This is a genomic window from Roseibium sp. JB4-4 (assembly GCF_055693425.1).
Map to the genome: position 1 here is coordinate 15,399 of NZ_CM146333.1, position 20,543 is coordinate 35,941.

General features: G+C 54.3%; 17 protein-coding genes and 1 pseudogene. 12 read left to right on the forward strand and 6 right to left on the reverse strand.

Annotated elements, in window-relative coordinates; all coding sequences use genetic code 11:
* Positions 1–116: 116 nt before the first annotated feature.
* The 3 genes from ACZ1HV_RS00145 to ACZ1HV_RS00155 all read left to right on the forward strand — a co-directional run bounded on the left by ACZ1HV_RS00145 (position 117) and on the right by ACZ1HV_RS00155 (position 5,197).
* A complete protein-coding gene (locus ACZ1HV_RS00145) occupies positions 117–2,294 on the forward strand; it encodes a methyl-accepting chemotaxis protein (protein ID WP_472716950.1) in 2,178 nt (725 codons plus the stop codon).
* A gap of 129 nt (positions 2,295–2,423) precedes the next feature.
* Positions 2,424–3,884: a Do family serine endopeptidase gene (locus ACZ1HV_RS00150; RefSeq protein WP_298820237.1), complete on the forward strand. Its 1,461-nt coding sequence runs from the start codon at positions 2,424–2,426 to the stop codon at positions 3,882–3,884.
* A gap of 8 nt (positions 3,885–3,892) precedes the next feature.
* Entirely contained in the window at positions 3,893–5,197 is a 1,305-nt protein-coding gene (locus ACZ1HV_RS00155) for a replication-associated recombination protein A (RefSeq protein ID WP_472716951.1), read from the forward strand.
* A 25-nt stretch (positions 5,198–5,222) separates the two neighbouring features.
* Here ACZ1HV_RS00155 and ACZ1HV_RS00160 read toward each other — a convergent pair.
* Positions 5,223–6,074, reverse strand: a pseudogene (locus tag ACZ1HV_RS00160) (adenylate/guanylate cyclase domain-containing protein); the annotation flags it as partial.
* A 542-nt stretch (positions 6,075–6,616) separates the two neighbouring features.
* On the opposite strand from ACZ1HV_RS00160, the gene ACZ1HV_RS00165 reads away from it, so the two are divergent.
* The 7 genes from ACZ1HV_RS00165 (at position 6,617) to ACZ1HV_RS00195 (ending at position 14,193) form a co-directional block, all read left to right on the forward strand.
* A complete protein-coding gene (locus ACZ1HV_RS00165; RefSeq protein WP_472716952.1) occupies positions 6,617–8,944 on the forward strand; it encodes a patatin-like protein in 2,328 nt (775 codons plus the stop codon).
* Between the two features lie 100 nt (positions 8,945–9,044).
* Positions 9,045–9,827 carry a sterol desaturase family protein gene (locus tag ACZ1HV_RS00170; protein WP_472716953.1) on the forward strand — a complete coding sequence of 261 codons (783 nt, stop codon included), beginning with the start codon at positions 9,045–9,047 and terminating at the stop codon, positions 9,825–9,827.
* Positions 9,824–10,603 carry a sterol desaturase family protein gene (locus ACZ1HV_RS00175; protein WP_298961969.1) on the forward strand — a complete coding sequence of 260 codons (780 nt, stop codon included), beginning with the start codon at positions 9,824–9,826 and terminating at the stop codon, positions 10,601–10,603. Before ACZ1HV_RS00170 ends, ACZ1HV_RS00175 begins: the two co-directional genes overlap by 4 nt.
* Before the next feature lie 57 nt (positions 10,604–10,660).
* Positions 10,661–11,449 (forward strand): sterol desaturase family protein, encoded by a 789-nt coding sequence (locus ACZ1HV_RS00180; protein ID WP_298820245.1) that lies wholly within the window; start codon positions 10,661–10,663, stop codon positions 11,447–11,449.
* A gap of 143 nt (positions 11,450–11,592) precedes the next feature.
* On the forward strand, positions 11,593–11,976 hold the full coding sequence (gene crcB / locus ACZ1HV_RS00185; RefSeq protein ID WP_298820247.1) for a fluoride efflux transporter CrcB: 384 nt from the start codon (positions 11,593–11,595) through the stop codon (positions 11,974–11,976).
* A 117-nt stretch (positions 11,977–12,093) separates the two neighbouring features.
* Entirely contained in the window at positions 12,094–13,113 is a 1,020-nt protein-coding gene (locus ACZ1HV_RS00190) for an RluA family pseudouridine synthase (RefSeq protein WP_472716954.1), read from the forward strand.
* A gap of 183 nt (positions 13,114–13,296) precedes the next feature.
* Positions 13,297–14,193 carry a dienelactone hydrolase family protein gene (locus ACZ1HV_RS00195; RefSeq protein WP_472716955.1) on the forward strand — a complete coding sequence of 299 codons (897 nt, stop codon included), beginning with the start codon at positions 13,297–13,299 and terminating at the stop codon, positions 14,191–14,193.
* Between the two features lie 210 nt (positions 14,194–14,403).
* Here the strand turns inward: ACZ1HV_RS00195 and ACZ1HV_RS00200 are convergent, their stop codons facing one another.
* The 3 genes from ACZ1HV_RS00200 to ACZ1HV_RS00210 form a co-directional block, all read right to left on the reverse strand.
* A complete protein-coding gene (locus ACZ1HV_RS00200; protein ID WP_472716956.1) occupies positions 14,404–14,895 on the reverse strand; it encodes a P-loop nucleotide/nucleoside kinase family protein in 492 nt (163 codons plus the stop codon).
* Between the two features lie 54 nt (positions 14,896–14,949).
* The gene (locus tag ACZ1HV_RS00205) at positions 14,950–15,120 is read right to left on the reverse strand and encodes a hypothetical protein (protein ID WP_298820255.1); all 171 of its coding nucleotides are present in this window, start codon (positions 15,118–15,120) and stop codon (positions 14,950–14,952) included.
* Positions 15,121–15,193: 73 nt separating this feature from the next.
* On the reverse strand, positions 15,194–16,429 hold the full coding sequence (locus tag ACZ1HV_RS00210) for a DUF2778 domain-containing protein (protein ID WP_472716957.1): 1,236 nt from the start codon (positions 16,427–16,429) through the stop codon (positions 15,194–15,196).
* Positions 16,430–16,845: 416 nt separating this feature from the next.
* Between ACZ1HV_RS00210 and ACZ1HV_RS00215 the strand changes: the two genes are divergently transcribed.
* On the forward strand, positions 16,846–17,526 hold the full coding sequence (locus ACZ1HV_RS00215) for an HAD-IA family hydrolase (protein ID WP_298961956.1): 681 nt from the start codon (positions 16,846–16,848) through the stop codon (positions 17,524–17,526).
* Positions 17,526–18,299 carry an ATP12 family chaperone protein gene (locus tag ACZ1HV_RS00220; RefSeq protein WP_472716958.1) on the forward strand — a complete coding sequence of 258 codons (774 nt, stop codon included), beginning with the start codon at positions 17,526–17,528 and terminating at the stop codon, positions 18,297–18,299. The genes ACZ1HV_RS00215 and ACZ1HV_RS00220 overlap by 1 nt, the downstream gene beginning before the upstream one ends.
* A gap of 3 nt (positions 18,300–18,302) precedes the next feature.
* On the opposite strand, the gene mgtE is transcribed toward ACZ1HV_RS00220, so the two are convergent.
* Both mgtE and ACZ1HV_RS00230 read right to left on the reverse strand, forming a co-directional pair.
* Positions 18,303–19,727 carry a magnesium transporter gene (gene mgtE, locus ACZ1HV_RS00225; RefSeq protein ID WP_472716959.1) on the reverse strand — a complete coding sequence of 475 codons (1,425 nt, stop codon included), beginning with the start codon at positions 19,725–19,727 and terminating at the stop codon, positions 18,303–18,305.
* Between the two features lie 74 nt (positions 19,728–19,801).
* A complete protein-coding gene (locus ACZ1HV_RS00230) occupies positions 19,802–20,533 on the reverse strand; it encodes a proteasome-type protease (protein ID WP_298820265.1) in 732 nt (243 codons plus the stop codon).
* Positions 20,534–20,543 lie beyond the last annotated feature (10 nt).

A 20,543-nucleotide genomic window follows, 5' to 3' on the forward strand; every position in this document is an offset into this window, starting at 1 on the left:
AAATACTTTTCTGCAGCATACAAATAGTATAATTGCCGATTATCAATGATTTAAGAAACTCAAGCCTATCTTTCCTCAGCCTCCTGGAGATGGATTCGGGGCTGGGGAGAATTATTGTGATCGGCAACAAGAAATCGGGATCGAAGAAGGCTGGGCCTTCTCTTCGTCTTTCCTTTGTCATTCCTGCATTGATGATTGTGATCACTGTCGCTGCCTGTGCAGCGGTTGGTGTGATCGGTTATATGACCGGTAAAGACGGTCTGCAGAAAGCAGCTGAAGCTGAACTTGGAATGGTTATCACAGCCAGGTCAGCACTGCTCGACGCGAAGCTGGACACCGTCGAGGCGGAAATTGTCAATCTTGCCTCCAGTGTCGCTGACCCCATCAGCAACCTTGGCAATGCGACCATGAACCTTGAAAAGGAAAAAGAAGAGATTCTGAGCCTTTTCCACGCTCCGCAGTCAGCTGAAGAGCGTGCCCAGCTGACCGGTGCTGAGCAAAAGACCATGTATGCCTGGCGTCACTCGGAAGCGCATCCAGCCTTTTACAATGTCTGGAAAAACGGCGGATATGCAGATGTCTATCTGATTGATCCTTCAGGCCTCATTCTTTACTCCGTCACCAAAGGGGATGAATTCCTCTCAAAACTGGGCGAAGGAAGTGCTGCCGACGGAACGGGTCTTGAAGCTGTCTTCAACGCTGCAAAAGAGCTTGAAGAGGGCAAAGTCGCCGCAACGGGGTTTGAAGCTTATGGCCCTGCAGGTAGCGAAGGGACACTGTTTCTTGCTTCTCCGGTCTATATGAATTCCTTCGGGTCCGTCAGTCTGAACGGGGTGGCTGTCGTCCGGTTGAACACCAAGTTCTTGAACAAGATCGTTGCAGGGCGCGAAGATCTTGGCAACACAGGCCAGGTTTACGTCATCGATGAGGACGGGCTGGTTCTCAGTGATATGCCACTTGCCGGTTCGCCGACTGCTTTGAGCGCAACTGTGGATGCAGCTCCGGCTCGTGAAGCGGCAAACGGCTCGGAAGCTGCCGATATCGTAACCGGTGCTGACGGCGTTGCGGATCTTATGGTCGCACGTCCGCTGTCCTTCCAGGGCCAGAACTGGGCAATCGTTGCAGAAAAGAGCGTTGAAGAGACGCTTTCTGCAGTCACCAACATGCGCGATCAAATGTTCATTTGGTCCTTGGTGACCATTGCGGTTGCCGCCGTCATCGCACTGTTCTTCTCCCGTTCGATCACTGGACCGCTGACCACACTGGTTGGTGCTCTCAATGCGATTGCGTCCGGTGATCTTGGTGCTGAAATCAAGGCAGCGAAACGCAAAGACGAAATTGGCGATATCGGCAGAGCCGTCCTGCAAATCCGTCAGAATGCAGCAGACGAAAACGAACGGAGGGCTGCAGAAGAAGCCGACGAAGCTCAACGTCAGGCAGCGCAGCGCCAGGAAATGCTTGCAAGTCTGGCTGGTGACTTCGAAGCGACTGTCGGCACTGTGGTCGACAAGGTTGCCCGTTCTGCAACGAAGCTCCGTGAAAGTGCTAACAACATGCGCAGCATGACTGATAGCGCCGGAGAAACTTCCACCAATGCTGCGGAGATGTCAGAAGGCACGCTCGCCGAGGTGGAATCGATTGCAGCTGCATCCGATCAGCTTTCCAGTTCGATCCAGGAAATCTCCACTCTGATTGAACGGTCGTCCGGTGTGGCTGCTGAAGCGACAAAGCGCGCGGAGACCACCAACGAGACCGTTAGGTCGCTTGCTGAAGCTGCGAACCGGATTGGAGAAGTGGTCACGCTCATCTCTGACATCGCAGACCAAACCAACCTGCTGGCTCTGAACGCGACCATCGAGGCTGCGCGCGCCGGTGAGGCGGGCAAGGGCTTTGCGGTCGTGGCATCCGAAGTCAAGGACCTTGCCGCCCAGACAGGCAAGGCGACCGGTGAAATCCAGCAGCAGATCGATGCGATCCGCGGAGCGACGGACGATGCCGTTGGAGCAATTGGCGATATTCAAAAAACGATTGACGACATCACGCAATCAGTCAGTGAAGTCGCGGCTGCGGTGACCGAGCAAAGCTATGCGACGCAAGGCATTGCAGAGAATACGCAACGTGCAGCTGGTGGAACATCCAAGGTGGTTGAGGACATTCGAAACGTTGCCTCACTTTCCAACGACACAAACATGGCCGCTCAGAACTTCACAGATGAAGCTGGCGACATGGCCTCGGAGGCTGAGCAGCTGGACACCGAAGTCCGCAGCTTCCTTGATCAGGTTCGTTCTGCCTGATCAAACACCGTATTTTGATCGAAAGCCGCCGGATTTCCGGCGGCTTTTTGCTTTTGTATTTGCCTCTGTTCCACCCTATCTGCCATGTATCGGCATTCAACCTGACGAGATCTGAAATGAGGGCATGGCATGCGCCTGGCACAAACCTTTAAAACGACAAGACTGTTGTGCTTAGTTCTGACAGGGTTTTTGGGCCTTTGGTCTGTGAGCGCATTCGCCCAGACCACACCAACAACCCCCGCTGACCTCAGGCTGGTTCCACAAAGCGAAACGCAGATAAAGCTGTCTTTCGCACCGATTGTGAAAAACGTCGCTCCGGCCGTCGTCAACGTCTATGCCAGTCGCAAGGTCGTACAGCAGCGGCGTGTATCACCGTTCTTTGACGACCCTTTTTTCAGACGATTTTTCGGCCAGCCGGGCGGTGGTGGTTTTGATCGTCCGCGCGAGCGGGTGGAATCCTCCCTCGGGTCCGGCGTGATCATCAGCCGGGACGGAACCGTCATCACCAATCATCATGTCATCAAGGATGCAGATGAAGTCCGCGTCGCACTTAGTGACAGGCGCGAATTCGATGCGGAAATCGTTTTGCTGGATGAACGAACCGATCTTGCAGTTTTAAAGATAAAGGGCGAGGGCCCCTTTGATCATACGACCTTTGCCGAGTCCGACAGTCTCGAGGTTGGAGATATTGTGCTTGCCATCGGCAACCCTTTCGGGGTCGGGCAGACCGTGACACAGGGCATCGTGTCTGCGACGGCCCGCACCCAGGTCGGTGTTACAGATTTCCAGTTTTTCATCCAGACGGATGCCGCGATCAATCCGGGCAATTCCGGTGGAGCGCTGGTGGATATGGAGGGGAAGCTTGTCGGGATCAACACCGCTATTTTTTCCCGCTCTGGCGGTTCCAACGGAATTGGTTTTGCGATCCCTGCCCATATGGCAAGGTTCGTTGCGCGTGCAGCTGATCAAGGCGGCAAGGTCCAACGGCCCTGGCTCGGCGCGACCGTACAGATGGTCAATTCGGAGATTGCCGAAGCTCTGTCACTCGATCGTCCGCGCGGAGTATTGGTGACCGCCGTTTTCGACGAGTCGCCGGCACAGGATGCCGGGCTGCAAGTGAGCGACCTCGTTGTCGCCATTGGTGGCAAGGAGGTCACCGATCCGAATTCCTTCGGCTATCGCTTTGCGACCAAGATGATCGGTGATGAAACCGAGTTCATGATTATCCGTGGCGGCAAGGAAATAGCCTTGCCAATATCCCTGGTGCCGGCTCCGGAGACAGTGCCGCGGGATACGCGAGAGCTCGTCGAGTTTTCGCCGTTCGAAGGGGCAACAGTCATGAACCTTTCCCCAGCCGTCTCGACTGAAATCGGCTTGGAAGGTGTCTTTGAGGGTGTGGTGATCACCGCCGTGCGGCGGGGAAGCACAGCAAATCAGGTGGGCTTGCGTCCTGGAGATGTCGTTCGCGGTATCAACGAGCAGGTTGTTGAAAGCACGCGGATGCTGGAAACCGTGACCAAAACACCCCCGCGGGTTTGGCGGCTTGAGATCGAACGCGATGGCAAGGTGTCCCAGCTTATCTTGAGGTAGTCGTCCTTTTGAGCGATCTGTTCGAAGCTTCGGGCCTGGCACAGTCCGGCCCTCGCCCTTTAGCCGACAGAATGCGTCCGGCAAAGCTGGCAGATGTTGTCGGCCAGGATCACTTGTTGGGTTCTGAGGGCACATTGTCCAGGATGCTCAAGACGCGCACGCTTGGGTCACTGATATTTTGGGGACCTCCAGGGACAGGTAAAACCACAATTGCACGCCTGTTGGCCAACGAGACTGATCTTGCCTTTGAACAGATCTCTGCGATCTTCTCCGGTGTTTCTGAACTGAAGAAAGTCTTCGAGGCTGCCAGGGCACGGCGCATGGGCGGACGCGCGACGCTTTTGTTCGTGGACGAGATCCATCGCTTCAATCGTGCCCAACAGGACAGTTTTCTGCCTGTCATGGAAGACGGTACGATTACGCTGGTCGGAGCCACCACCGAGAACCCTTCATTTGAGTTGAACGCAGCGCTCCTGTCGCGCTCGCATGTCATGACGTTTCAGTCCCTGTCGGGCGATGCTATTGAAAAACTTCTGACCAGGGCGGAGGAGACTGAAGATAAGGACCTGCCGCTTGATGCAGAGGCCCGGCAAGTGCTCATCCGCATGGCCGATGGTGATGGCCGATCCGCACTGACGCTGGCTGAGGATGTATGGCGGGCCGCCGATATAGATGAAGTCTTCGACGCGGAACGTTTGCAGCAGATTGTGCAACGTCGCGCACCGATCTACGACAAGAGTGCGGACGGTCACTACAATCTGATCTCAGCGCTGCATAAATCGGTGCGCGGGTCGGATCCAGACGCCTCGCTTTACTGGTTCTGCCGCATGCTCGATGGTGGCGAAGATCCCATGTATCTTGCCCGACGCTTGATCCGCATGGCGGTGGAGGACATTGGTCTTGCAGACCCCAATGCGCTGGTACAGGCGAATGCGGCCCGCGATGCCTATCAGATGCTGGGATCTCCAGAAGGTGAACTGGCTCTCGCGCAGGCTGTCATCTACCTCGCCACAGCGCCAAAGTCCAACGGCGCGTATGTCGCCTATAAAGCTGCAATGCGTTCAGCCAAATCCAGCGGCTCGCTGCTTCCGCCCAAACACATCCTCAATGCACCCACCAAGCTGATGAAGGAAGAAGGCTACGGTGAGGGGTACAGCTACGATCATGACGCCCCAGATGGATTTTCCGGCCAGGACTACTTTCCTGAAAAAATTGGGCGGCAGACTTACTACGATCCGCCGCAACGTGGATTCGAACGTGAGCTCAAAAAGCGTTTGGAATACTGGGACAAATTGAGAAAAGACCGTGGTTGATTTGCCAACCTCCGTGGCCGTCAGATCATTCGCCAGATGACTTCAGCCGATCCACTGCGTTTTGCAGTGTCCTGATCAGTTTTTCCCGCTCGCCCGGCTCCAATTCCTTCGGCAGGTCAAATGCGAGCTCATTCAGCTTTTCGGAAATTTTCGAAAGATCTGCGCCAAGCGTGTCAGCTGATTTGTCTTTCAATCCCACCACCTGGAAAGTGTTCACCGGGTAGGCAATGCCTTTAACCGTGACGTCGCCATGGCCTGTACAGGCAACATGTTGTTTCACTTGCGAGTAGGTTTCAAAGGAAATCAGGATTGAACCTGGGTCAGACAGGGCTTCTAGTCTTGATGCAATGTTTACGCCTCTGCCAATGATCGTATAGTCCAGGCGATCATCGCTGCCGAAGTTGCCTACGGTACAGTAGTCGGTGTGGATACCCATCCGGCATTTGAGCGGATTGGAAATCCCGGCTTGCCGCCAGACATCCTGCAGCTCAGACATGCGTTCGCGCATCTCGATTGCCATCTTCACGCAGGCAAGCGCGTCTTCCGTCACCCCACGCGTTTCCGGATCACCGAAGAAGATAACGATGGCGTCACCTACATATTTGTCGATCGTCGCGCCATGCTTCAACGCGATCCTGGACATCTCGGTCAGGTATTGATTGAGGACACTTGTGAGCTCTTCGCTCTCCAATCGGTCAGCGGTTTCAGTAAAGTCTGCGATATCGGAGAAAAAGACAGTCAGTTTTTTGCGCGTGGAGGCGATTTTGACTTCCTGGCGACCCTCGAAAATGGACTGATAGACTTGAGGAGGCAAATATTTTGCCAGCTGTCTGGAGAGCTCTTCGAGTTTTTCTGACTGCTCGGAAAGCTGGTCTTCAATAGCCTCGCTATGCTCAATCGTCGCTTCATAAAGAACGCGAAGGTCTTCCAGTTCTGCACGCAAGTCCTTGTTTTCCTCTTCGAACGAGCGAAGGGGAAGGTCCTCTTTTTCGTTTTTGATCTCGGAGGAGGGCTGCGTTTCTTTTTCCAAGCTGAGTGCCATTTTGATCGAGTTGACGGAGGTCTCTGCTGTTGCTGTTTGGGCTTCCGCCCAAGAATCACCTTCGGCGGGTGTTTTATCTTAGCGTAAGAGGCCTTCAGCACGCGCTAAAAAGTGAAGCGCAGCTTTCCAGAACCAGGAGCGATGTCAAATCTTGATCACGCACCGAACGCCCAGACGTGAGTTGGTATGATCACATTGTAATTGCGAAGCTCTTCGGTATGGAGGGGCGATCGCCACATAAACATTTGAAACCTTTTATCGTGCTAGACTCGCGAATGGTTCGTTGAGTCCCAAACCGGAAGCTGGCGGCAGCCCATGAAGGAAATCGAACTCAGATTAGCTCTTGTGCTCTACGGGGGGTATCCCTGGCCATCTACATGCATGGCGTGAGCCGTGAAGTTCTGAACCTTGTCCGTGCTTCGAATTTTCGCTTGGATCGCAATGCGGGCAAGGCTGCTGGGAATGAGCCGTCAGAGCTGCCACCGGTTCAAACCGCGTTTCGTGACCTTCTCGATCTGATTTCTTCTGTCGCCGACATTAGAGTAGTCGTCGATGCAATCGCCGGCGCTTCGGCCGGTGGTGTAAACGGGATCATGCTGGCTCGAGCCATTGCCCATGACCTGCCGCTCGACAGCCATAGCGAGATGTGGCTTCAAAATGCGGATGTCACGCGGCTTGCAAGACCTCAGTCGGGTCTTTCTCGCTATTTGAAGCTTTCGGTTTCGCCAGTTTTGGACCGCCTCATTTCCTCAAGACTCAACAAGCAGATCGAGAGTTCTGAGACGCGTGAGAAGCTGCGTCAATTCATGCAGTCGCGCTGGTTTTCGCCGCCATTTTCAGGCGAACGTTTTATCGGCTGGATGCTCGATGCGTGCCAGAAAATGGAAAACGGGGACGGCACCGGACGGACGCTGATACCGCGGGGGCAGACGCTCGACCTATTCGTCACCATAACCGATTACAACGGTATGAAACGCCGAATACATCTGGATGACCCGGCCTTTGTGGAAGAGTGGGATCATCGCCGGATCCTGAATTTTCATGCGGTCCATCGGGCACCAGGTTTTGTCGACAGCCAACTCGACAAGGATAACATCCCGGACATTGTCTTTGCGGCCCGCGCAACCTCTTCTTTCCCGGGCGCCTTTCCTCCTGCCACCGTGGCGGAGATGGAGAGGGTGCTTTCAAGGAAGGAGCTGTCCTGGAGCAATCGAGATTCGTTTCTGGCTCAGGGGCTTGATCTAAGATCCGAAACCTTCGGCAATCACTGCTTCGTCGATGGCAGTGTCGTGATGAACAAGCCATTTGCGCCGGTAATTGAGGTCATTCAGGGTCGCCCGGCAGCTCGTGAAGTTGCAAGGCGTCTGATTTATGTCGATCCCGCACCGGTGGAACCGCAAGAATCGGGCAGCGGCCCCGTCGAGTTGCCCGGGTTCTTTCGGGTTATTCTGGCTTCACTTGCGCATATTCCTCGAAATGAACCGATTGGCGATGATCTGCGGGAACTGGAGCAGAACAACAGGCGAAGCCGGTGGTTGTCGCAGCTGATCGACGCAGCGGGACCCATGGTGGAGCAGGCGGTTTCGGGACTGCTTCCGAAGCGGCGCAAGGTGAATGCTGCGTTGCTGGCCAAGTGCCGCCAGGATGCGACGGTTGCCGCATTCCAGCAGGCAGGCTTTGCTTTCCTGAATTACCAATCGCTGAAACTACATGCACTTGCTGAACGGGTTGCCGGTTTAGCGGCGTTATTGAGTGAAGATGAGGGCGCACGGGCGCACGAAGAGGCCATGTTGGCCCTGTTTGCCAACCATTTCGCGGATCTCACGAAAAACAGCAAGGATGTTCTTGGCCGCACCGACCCGGAGATCGTCGCTCTGCTACGTGGTCTTGATGTCGACTATCGGGTGAGGCGGCTGCGCTTCGTCATTCGCAAGCTCAACGGGTTCTACCACTATCAGCCCGAAAGCAATTTGCCGCCGCCGGATACAGCTGCGCTCGATCGCCTGAAAGGTTTGCTTTATGAGCAAATCGACCATTTGAGCTGGCGCTGGACCCGCCGATTTTTTGGCGGCAGAAGCCAGTCAATAACACGGAAATTCGTTCAGGACGTTTCGGTTGGCGCGTCAACTGCAGGTGATCATGTTGCTACTCTCCTGGACAACCTCATCGGCATGATGGGGCTCGCAGATCTCGACAGATTGCAGGACGAGCTGTTTGCTGAAACGGCACTTGAGCTGCTCGACAAGGAACGACACGCTACCCTGATGCGAACCTATATTGGCTTTGCGTTTTACGACCTCATTACGTTTCCAGTCCTGCAACGAAACGATTTCTCAGAGGTCACCGAGATACTGGTCGACCGGATCAGCCCGCGGGACGCAACGAGCCTTTTCACACAAGGGTTTGACCTGAAGGGCAAACAGCTCAACACCTTTGGCGCTTTCTTCAATCGAGGCTGGAGGGAACATGATTATCTCTGGGGACGCTTGAACGCAGCTGACAGGCTGGTGAGCATAGTCTTGTCTGCGGCTCATGAGGGCACTTTGCCGCAGCCGCAGGTCAATCAGGCCCGCGCACGAATTTTTCTGGCAGTCTTGGAAGAAGAACGCGGAAAACTCACTGAAATACCTGATGAAATTGACCGTATCGACGCATTGGTCAGGTCCATTTATCCCGACTTTGCTCATGTTGAGGAAGAGGTCTAGGCCTTTCTGTCCATAAATTCTGCCCGTGTTTTCTTGACGCGGCGTTTCAACTTTCGCTACGCACTGCTATAGCGAAGGCCTCACGGATGGATATTGCTTTATGAGCTTCGTAACCGACACGTTTGGAACTGGGATTGGCGCGCTGGTGGCAATGTTTGCCGGACTGTATCTGGCGAGCCTTGTCGTGCTGTTCACCACAGGTCTTGCAATGACAGCGCTCAATGGCAGGCATCCTGACCGCAAGATTCAAAAGCGCCAGCCGACCCATGACGCAATCCGGGATATCAAGTCGTCGACAATCCAACTGCTGATCACCAGTTGCTGTCTGTCCGTCGGTCTTTATTTCCAGATGCGCGGGTGGACGCTTTTTGCACCGGTTGCGCTGTCCTGGTGGTCAGTGCCGTTGTTTTTTGTCATTTCACTGATGCTGCACGACACCTGGTTCTACTGGGGCCACCGGATCCTGCACACAAAACTGTTCTACCGGTTCCACAAGCCGCACCACATGACCGTGACGCCCACGGTCTGGTCAAACGATGCCGGTTCCAGCGTCGACACGTTTTTTGCTCATTCCTACTATGCACTGGTGCTTCTGGTCGTGCCGATGCCGCCACTTGTCTTCCTGGGCCATCGGCTGTTCGATCAGGTGTCTGCCGCCATCGGTCATTGTGGATATGAACATTTCGCCAGCCCGAGTGCGCGCAAACCCTGGCCGCTGCTGTGCACGCTCTATCACGACCAGCATCACCAGTACTTCGTCTATAATTACGCCAACTACTTCTCATTCTGGGATCGGCTGTGCGGAACCATTCATCCGACCTACGACAAGCGTGTGGAAGGCTTTGAGGCACTATATGCCGGCAAGCAGGATCAATCCCAATGACACTTCTGCTTGAGTACATCACTGTTTTTGCTGCCATCTACGCCGTCATGGTGGCTGTCTACTTTGCGACCGGTTTCGCCTTGATGGCGATCAACGCCCGTTTTCCCGATAGACGCATTCAAAAACACCGCGACGGATTGAAACGCCAGGCGGAAGAAATTCGCTCGTCTATGAAGGCGCTTGCAACCTCTTCAGTCTTGATGTCCGCCGGATACTTCGCTCAGACGCAGGGCTGGACCTTGTTTTCACCACTGACGCTTTCCTGGTGGTCGTTCCCGCTGATGTTTGCGGTCTGTTTCGTTCTGTTCGACGCCTGGTTCTATTGGGGGCACCGGCTGCTGCATGTTCCGGCACTCTACAAGTTCCATGTGCCACACCACCGCTCGATAGCCCCGACGGCCTGGAGTAACGACAGCTCCACCTTCGTTGATACGCTCATTGAGCATTTCTTCTATTTTATTGTGTGGTTTGTGCTGCCGGTTCCTGCACTGAGCGTTTTTGCACTGCGCCTGTTTGATCAGATTTCGGGAATGGTCGGGCATTCCGGGTTCGAGTATTTTGCTTCCAAATCGTCGCGCTACCCGTCGCCGCTGATTTGTACGACGTTCCATGATCTGCATCATTCGCAGTTTCACTACAACTACGGTAACTTCTTCTCATTCTGGGATCGTGTTTGTGGAACAGTTCATCCGAAATATGATGATCTGGTGCGCGCGATGGAAGAAACCGGTGAGATCCCGGACACTGAACAAACCAAAGTCAAGGCAACCGGATAAGCCCGCACACCAGATCAGCTGTGTCAGCCAACCGACAAACTGGATGAAATAGACGATATGCTCGATCAAGCGTTGACAGTATTGCTCGAATTTCTGCCGATCTATGCGGCTTGTTATGCCATCAATGTGTTTTTGTATTTCGCGACTGGCTGGGTGCTCATTCAGATTCAGAATCGTCACCCGGAGCGCCGGATTCAACAGAACCGTCGCGGCGAGAAACGCATGTGGAAGGAAATTCGCGCCAGCGTCTCCTCGCTGACCGTCACAGCCGGATGCCTTGCCGGTGGTATTTTCCTGTCAATGAAAGGCTGGACGCTGGTTGCACCGCTGGAGCTGACCTGGTGGTCCGCGATATTGATGTTTGTCGTCTCCATTATTGCCTTTGACACCTGGTTTTATTGGGGTCACAGGCTGATGCACACCAAGTGGCTTTACCGTTTTCACGCCGAACACCATCGGTCGGTCGCCCCGACGGTCTGGAGCACTTATTCCGATGACCTGGTCGATGCCTTCGTCATGCAGAGCTACTATTTGTGGGCAGTCATCTTGCTTCCAATCCCAATCCCTGTGTTGATCGTTCACAGGCTTTGGGATCACTTCAACGGCACGATCGGGCACTCGGGTTACGAATTTTGGGCATCCCCCATGTCCCGCATGCCGTCGCCCATGGTTTGCGTCACCTTCCACGATCAGCATCATTCGCGCTTCAAATACAATTACGCAAATTTCTTTTCCTTCTGGGACCGGGTGTGCGGAACCATCGACCCCAAATACGATGACCAGGTCAAGGTCTTTGAGAAACTGGGCCAGGAAGCTGAGCAAAAGCCAGTAGCCCCTGGTGAATAGTTGATTGACTAAAGCCCCCGAGTTCAGCGGTAAAGACGTGCGGCGTCTCATTCAGGTCCGGGCATTTATGTGATAAACGCAAGAAGACCGTTTCCTGCCTGCGAAAGCTTGGCAGGGAAGACATGTTCGCTGGGGCGAAAGAATTGAAACATCTTCTACTGGTTATGCTTGGTGGCGGACTTGGGGCGGGAGGCCGTCATCTTGTGTCGCTCGTGACATTGCGTCTCTTTGGACCGGGCTTTCCTGTCGGCACTCTGACCGTAAATGTCATCGGATCTCTGGCGATGGGGCTTCTCATCGGGTGGCTGGTCAAGCACGAAACAGCGAATATCCAGACGCTTCGCTACTTCTTTGCAACAGGCGTCCTTGGCGGTTTTACGACGTTTTCTGCCTTTTCCCTTGATACCTCAGTTCTTTGGGAACGGGGGGACACCCATCTGGCGTTGGTCTACATCCTCGCCTCTGTTGTTCTTTCCATTGGCGCTGTCTTCGCTGGTCTGATGATCATGCGCCAAATGGGATCTTAAGGTTTTTCTTCCTTTCCCTGACGATTCCGCCTATACGCACCGGAACGAATTATCGTCCGCTTGCAAAAAGGGCGACGACCGCGCGGGCTCTGAAAGCGCGCTGACCTTGAGAACAAAATGTCCGCAATTGAACAGAAACAAGTGACCGCCGATGAAGCGGGCATGCGCCTCGACCGTTGGTTCAAGACCCACTATCCGGGGCTGGGTTTTGGCCGCCTGCAAAAGCTGCTGCGCACCGGTCAGGTGCGGCTTGACGGAAAACGTGTAGAAGCCAGCACGCGGATAGCCAAGGGCCAGACGGTACGCATTCCGCCATTGGGCGTGGAACTGCCGGCCAACGACAAGAAGAATGCTAAGCCGAAGTCCACGAAATTGATCGCAGATGATCGCAAGGCGATCGAGGACATGCTCCTATTTGAGGACAATCAGGTGATGGTTCTCAACAAGCCGGCTGGGCTGGCCGTACAAGGAGGTTCCGGCCTGAAACGGCATCTGGATGGCATGCTGGACGCCTTCACTGACCGCAAGGGCAACAAGCCGCGGCTCGTGCACCGGCTGGACCGGGAAACGTCAGGGATCATTCTTGTGGCTCGCACCCGGCAGGCGGCACAGGAGCTTACCAAGGCCTTCCGGCATCGGAATACGCGCAAGATCTATTGGACGATGCTTGCCGGTGTTCCAAAGCCGCGTCAGGGCCGTATCTCAACCTTCCTGGCTCGCAATGAGGGGGAGGAGCGCATGCAGGTCGTGCGGCAGGGCGATGACGATGCGCAACATGCGGTGTCGCTTTATTCGGTGTTCGAGCAATCAGCGCAGAAGCTGTCCTGGGTCACAATGAAACCAGTGACAGGCCGAACGCACCAGTTGAGGGCTCACGCAGCTCATATCGGTCATCCGATCATCGGTGACGACAAGTATTTCAACATCGAGAACTGGGAACTTCCCGGCGGTATCCAGAACAGACTTCACCTTTTAGCCCGCAGGATCGTCATTCCGCATCCTTCCGGTCATGGCACGATTGACGTGTCCGCGCCTTTGCCTCCTCATATGCAGCAAACCTGGAACCTTTTGGGTTTTGATGCAACGGACTACGATCCGGAGGCAGACGACCCGGACGAAAGCGTTATCAAGCGCTAGAGTGCATCCAACAAATGTTGGATCATTTGACTGGTGTGCCTTCTTTTACCGGCAACCTGTCTTTGCCTATGTGTTCAAGTTTCGCATTCTCATTGCGCCTTCTGCATTAAGAACCTGCGCAATGCATGGTGCTACCGTCGAAAGGGCTCTGTCCTATCTGTAAGACATACGGAGGTCGCATTTTTGACTTCAAATCACTTTGCACAGGTTTGCTGTTCAGGAATAGTCGTCGCGTTGTTGAGTTCCATCCTGCTTTGCTTTCCAGCGATTTCACAGGATGGCGGTCTGCACAACAGTTCCAAGGTGTTCTCGGCACCCGCTGACCTCTCATGGCAGGACTGGGAAGCTCCGGAGGAACTGGAGCGAACATGGCGCGCGGCTATTGTTCGCGTGCCTGTCGGGCCTGGACACTCAAAACAAGTGACGACCGAAGATCTGCAACAGGGAACAATTGCGATCGAACGCAAACTCCCCACCGTCATCTATCTTCATGGCTGTAGCGGATTTTGGCCGGGTACCTTTGAACGAATTAAATTCCTTTCAGACAATGGATTTCTTGTTATTGCACCCGCGAGCTTGGCGAGAAAAACCTATCCTCGTTCCTGCAACGTGGAAACACGTGAGGGCGGCCTGTTTCGCGGCACTTTGGTGTTACGAAACAATGATGCCGGTTACGCCATTGAAAGGGCGCGTGAAATCAAGATTGTTGATGATGAGAAGATTGTTCTAATGGGGTTCAGCGAAGGCGCTCTGGCTGCGGTGACCTTTCAGGCACAAAACCCTCAACAGCATGTCAGAGCCAGGATTGCGGAAGGCTGGACTTGCCACGCGCCTTGGACCGAGTACCGAGGCGTTAACGCGGCGGCCGACGAACCGGTTTTGACCCTCCTTGGCGCAGCGGATCCGTGGCATCAAAATAAGTGGACCAAAGGGGAATGCGCACCGTTTCTGAATACGGAAAACGGCAGTAAATCAATTGTTTATGATACTGGCGAGTTGTCAAATAAGCACGGATTGCTGGAATTCCAATCCGCGCAACAGGATGTTCTTGAGTTCCTGCACGAGAGTTTATTCGATTGAGGACACAATTGCTTTTTGTATCCGCAAACCTCATCTGCAGATGCAGAAGAAAAATTTTCGGTTGGCAGCAACCAGTCCGTCCATACGGTAATTTGAAAGTCTAACTCCACGGGCGATATTGCGATTGGGCGCATGAGATCGTGCTGACGACCAATTTCAAAATCGCGGATTTTTATGGTGTTTTCTTGGTCGTAGGCGGCCTGCAGAGCTTTACCTAACGGGGCGAATTTCCAGATCAAAGGCCTCGTCTGGCTGAGGGGGCTGGAAGTAGCTGCTGATCTTGTCGAAGACGTCTTCACTTACCAAAAACGTGTGAGTTCCAGAGGCATTGCGCGCTTTCAGGCGTGCCTTGCAGACCTGGTCAGGAACGTCGAAATAATGCAGCTTGTGATGACAGCCAGCTTCCTCGAAAAGATGTCTCATCCATAGTCTCTGTTCCCGGGTATTGGCCGGAAAATCGAGCACGACAGAAAGACCTGACTTGAGAAGCGCGACGATATGGGGCGCGATTTTCTGCTTCAAACGCTCGGAACATCGTACATAGTCTGCAATGCTGACCAACTCGTCGCCGTAAAGACCGGACAGCCAGAGATCCTCGCTGATCATGATTGTATTCGGATCAGCCGACAAGGTTTTTGCAAAAGTTGATTTTCCGGAGGCGATCTTTCCGCAGAGCATGTGAAGCGTTGTTGCAACGGGCATGGACTGTCCCACCGTTCCCCTGGGTTTGTTGAATTTCTGACCGCGGCCTTTGGATCAGAGCCCCTGAAACAATGCACTCAAAATAACGGATGCCACAGTGACTGCTGCAACACCGGCAACAAGTTTCCAGGCATCAGAACGTTTTTTGAGACCAGGCCAGCCGAGCGGCTTTATCACCTGGATTGCAGCAATCAGGATCAAAAACAGCGCAAGTATTTTTGTCACGGGAGGCTCCTGGCCGGACGGGAGTGGCTATACTCTAGGGCATAGCCAATCGGGAAGACACTCGCAAGAGATCTCAGGCGCCGCTTTGCCTCTGAAGTTTCGCCATATAGGTCGGCAGCTTGTTCATGGATGGAACAACGATCAGAGTTTTGACCTTGCCGCTCTTATAGGCACGCAGAAACTTGTTGTAATCCTTGAAGGCGACACAGCCATGAGATCCGATGCTGTTCCTCAGGAGGCGGGTATGGGTCAGCATACCGTCCCGGCCTTTCATGGCAGACTTGTCGAGCGGCAGCATGCGTATTGCCTCTACACCGTGAAAACGGCGTTCGCGCATGCGCAATTTGTAGACATTCGGGGGTGTCGGCCCGAGGTTCTTCACATATGCGTATTTGGGATTGTCCATGCGATGACCGATCCCGGAATGTGCTTCAAGCTTCGTGCCGTCTGGCATATGAACTGTTGCGGCGCTGATGTCGTAAACGGCGATCCCGCTTCCTCGACCAGGCAATCCGCCTCGAGCGCCGTTGAAGAGTTTGCCAATTCCACTGAAAACACCGGCTTCCTCGTTTTTAGGATCGCCGGGCGCCGCATATGCAAGGGCGGGCGCAGTGTTACGTGGTTTCACATTGTCGTCCGCGGTAGCGCGAGAAGCCGGTTTTGCGCGTCGCGGCGGATTTGGCTTTACAGCTGGGGCAGGGGGAAGGATTGCGCCCGGTTTGATAGGGGAAGATGTGGCAATTGAGGCGACGACGCTAACTGGGGCCTCTGCACTTGCCGTCACCAATGCTTCGGCCAAAGTGCCGACGCTTTGGTTCGCCGCGACTGTGACTGTCGGTGCAGGCAACGCTTCTGCCAGTTGAGAAGCCTTTTGAGCGGCCAAAAGGCTGCGTGTCAGCTTCATGTGCGCGAGTTTTGCTGCCAAAGCTTCTTTGGCAATCTTTTTTGCGGACGCTTCACGTTCGGCTGCGACATCGAAAGAGGCCGTCGCCGATGAAACAGCGACCGTGCCAGCTTGCCCTGTCAGAGTGATGCCAATTGTTGTTTGATCTGAAATCTGCGCAACTGGGTGTTGAGCGTCTTTATCCAACGAAGCAAACCCTGAATGCTGCGCGGAGACCAGTTCGTCAACAGAACCGAGGAGTTTGGCAAATTGAGCGGGTGCCATTGCCGGGTTCATAAAGGCGGCAATGGTGGCAAATCCGGCGATAAGCAGTGTTGCACCACCAAGTGCCGTCAAAAAAGCGCGCTGGATTGTCTTGGGTGTCACATGCCTACGGCGGCTGGTGCATTGTTTGTTCTGAGGCATTCAGACAAAACCACTCTCGTTCGCGCAGCTTTTTCAAGCTGCGTCCCAAAATCCGTGTTCTTTGGTGACAAAGCTGCCCCAAATAGTCATGCCCACCCGGCCTGACGATTATTACCGTTCATGGTAACCAGGGCGTTTAGAAACGTGGTTAACCGAACGTTAAGTGCGTCCGGGTGTGCGATAACCAAGATAAAGAGGCAATTTTCAGGCGCTCAGCTAAATTCGGCGTTATCCAAAACAAGAAGTTGGAAAGAAGGGGATTGGGCAGCTTTTGCCGATCGGTATTTCTGCCAGCATGCGCGGTTCCCCGGTGCTGCTCTTGACCGCAAAGCCAAAACGCTGCACATGCGGGAGAGCAAACTCATCTTCGATTTCCGGTTCCCTCCGGCGCCGGCAAGTCTTCCTTTTGGGGCCCTATGTATCTGATCCTTTTTGATGTCGACGGCACATTGGTGGACAGTCAAAACACCATCTTTCATGGACTAAAGGTAGGTTTCGCCGCAGTTGACCTTCCTATGCCCGATCGAAAGACGGCGTTGTCAATTGTTGGTCGGTCGCTTGAAGAAGCGTTTCTGGATCTGGTTGGCACAACCCATGCTGACAAAGTTCCCGCGATGGCCGCAGCGTACAGAGAGGCGAAGGTTTCAAGACGCAGTCAAGGTCTGGATCTCGATCCACTCTATCCGGGCGCTCGCAAGGCGATTGACCAGCTTCATGCACGTGAAGACTTCTTGCTCGGGATTGCAACAGGAAAGGCGATGCGTGGCGTTCGGCATATGTTTGACAGTCATGACCTTCATGGACGGTTTGTGACGATCCAGACTGCCGATACATCTCCCTCAAAACCACATCCGGACATGGTGCTTCGCGCAATTGCAGAAACGGGAGTCGAGCCTGAGAACACCGTCATGCTTGGCGATACCGGATTCGACATGGCTATGGCCAAGGCGGCCGGTGCGCATGCCATTGGCGTCACATGGGGCTATCATGACCATTCCCGTCTCGTCGAAGAGGGGGCGGATCAAATTATTCAAAACTTTGAAGAGCTCAAATTCGCAGTGTCAGAGGTTATGAAAATTCACAAGGAAACAATGTGATGCGTGACTTTCTTGAAACCTTACAAGAAGAAGCGGTCAAGGATCCGGAGCAGCGTGCGCGTGAACTCTCCAGGCGGGAGTTGCCCAAGCGGTTTTACAAGGATGCAAAGCATATTGCGGGTGATAGCGGATTTGAAATTCACCTCGATGGCCGGCCGGTCAAAACACCGGGTCGTGAGACACTGGTCTTGCCGTCAGACGCCCTTGGCGCGGCTGTTGCCGCTGAATGGAACGCCCAGGAGAAGGAAATCAATCCTGCGAACATGCCTCTCACACGGATTGCCAATTCGGCGCAGGACGCAGTGCGTGTCCGGTTCGGTGAAGTTGCTGACGATATCACCCGGTTTGCAGGCAATGATGCGCTTTGCTATAGGGCAGACGAACCCGAAAGCCTTGTAGAAACGCAGCGGACCATCTGGGATCCGGTCGTCAATTGGGCAGGTGGGCTCCTAGGTGGCAGGTTTGTCTTGATCGAAGGCATTGTTCATTCACCACAAGCTGACAATCTGCTTTCGGCATATCGAAATCATATTGATGCAGTTACACCCTTGCAGCTTGCAGCCCTTCACACAATTACCAGTGTGACAGGGTCCGCGTTGTTGGCACTTGCCCTAAAAGAAGGGCAGCTGGATGCAGAAAGCGCATGGACTGCGGCGCATGTGGAAGAAGACTTTAATATCGAGCGTTGGGGCGAGGACGCGGAAGCTGCGCAAATTCGGACCTACAAGCGAGCAGAGTTTGATGCCGCCGTTTTAGTCCTCAAAGAGGGCTAGTCCTCAGGCCAGATAAAAAGTCGTTGCCATAAGGAAAAAGATCAACACTCCCAGCACATCGTTTGATGACGTAATGAAGACACCGATTGCCATGGCAGGATCAATGCCGATCTTGTCCAGCACAATGGGGACCGTTGCTCCGACCATTGCCGCAAGCGTGGTCACGCACAAGAGTGAAAGCGATGTGGCGAGCGCAAGTCGCACCGGATCTTCAAGAGGTACGATCATTGATGCGCCCAAGACCAGACAGCCGAGCAACGTTCCGGCAATGGCGCCGTTGAATAGCGCTGCAACAAATTCCTTCATGAGCCGGAAAAAGATGTCGCCGGACCAAAGTGCGCCGGTAGCGATGCCTTGAACCGCAACAGCCGATGCCTGTAGACCGGCATTTCCGGCCATGGACATTGTTACGGGGATGAAAGCTGCAAGAATGGCGGCTTCCGCCAGCTGATCTTCATATGAACCGACCACGGTTGCTGCAACGCTCGCACCGACAAGGCCGGCAAGAAGCCAGGGCAGGCGTCCCTTGACGATCCGCAAAACGGTATCATCCGAGCGGGCTTCACCTGACACACCACTCATAAGCAGCATATCCTCGTTGGCTTCGTCTGCCGCAATCCGGGTCAGCTGTTTCGGAGTAATCCGGCCAATCAGTTGACCATCCCCGGACACCACCGGGACGGTGCGCATGTCGCGTTTGCGCGCGAGTCTGAGGACTTCTTCCTGGTCCGTGTCGGCCGAAACAGCGATCACGTCCTTGTTCATGATCTTCTTGAGCTGCGTCTGGTTGGGGGCCAATAGCAGCTTGCCGATCTCGACAGTGCCCGTCAGCCGGCCTTTCGCATCTGTTACATAGACCGTGAACACCTTGCGGATCCTGCTTGCTTCTGCTCGCATCTGGGCGACGGCGTCGCCTGCAGTACACTCCTCCGGTAGGGCAACAAACTTTCTCGCCATCACGCGCCCGGCCGTGTCGTCGGCATAGGACCCGCGCGTCCCGATATCTTCGATGTCGGGCAATCTTGCGATCAGCTCTTCGGCGGCGTCATCTGGAAATTCGTTTAGAATTTCCACCGCGTCTTCCGGGTCAAGACCTGCAAGAATATCGCGAAACTGTTCGAGAGTGCTTTCCTCCATCAAAATGGAACGAAACTCGGGGCGAAGCTCTGCAACGACCTTGATCGATGGATTGGCCGGAAGCCATTGAAAGAGTTTTCGAGCGTGTTTAAGCCGGAGGCGAACGAGCAACTGCATCACGTCCAGTGGGTCCCATTTTTTCAGGAGATCCACCAATTGAATTCGCTCACCGGCTTTGATCATCTCGCGCACGGCTCTCAAGGCGTCGTCGTTTTCCTCAAGCGGCTCTTGCGCCGGTTCCCTGGTCCAGGAAACAGGTTTGAGATCCAATGTGGTGCTGGCATTGCTCATGGACATGAACTCCGGAATTTCCGGTACGCATCTACTGCGGATTTATGACGGCAGCCTGACAGGCTGAATGGAGGCTAGACCTCAAACTCATCGATATCGCTGAACGCTTCCCGCAACTTGTCTGACCAGCTTTGAGAAAGCTTCCGGAAATAAGGGTCGTTCTGCTCAATGCGAACCTGACGCTCGGTCGAGAAGGTATCGGTATTGTAGAGAAGCATGTCGATCGGCATGCCGACGGACAGGTTGGAACGCAAGGTTGAGTCGAAAGACAAAAGGACAAGCTTTGCCGCTTCGCCGAGGCGCATGTCAGAGCGGGTCACCCGGTCCAGAATAGGTTTTCCATACTTGTGCTCACCGATCTGCAAAAACGGCGTGTCCTCAGAGACTTCGATGAAGTTTCCGGCAGCATAGATCTGGAACATGCGCGGCTCTTCGCCCCTGATCTGCCCGCCCAGAATGAAGGTTACGAAAAAGCTTTCAGCACTGGTCGCCAGCGCTTCGCCGTCGATTTCCTTGACCTCGCGCACAGCACTGCCGACCAGGCGCGCAACCTGAAACATTGTCTTGGCCGTCATAAGCGTGGCCCGACTGTCTTCAACAGACGTGATGTGTTCGCTCAGCAGTGAGACGACAGCCTGAGTAATGGCCAGATTGCCAGCCGACAACAACGTTATGACGCGTTCGTTGGGTTCTTCCCAGGTGTGCAGCTTCTTGAACGTGGCTATGTTGTCGACACCGGCATTGGTTCGGGTGTCCGATGCAAACAGCAGCCCACGGTCCAATTTCAAACCGACACAATAGGTCATTCCAAAGCCC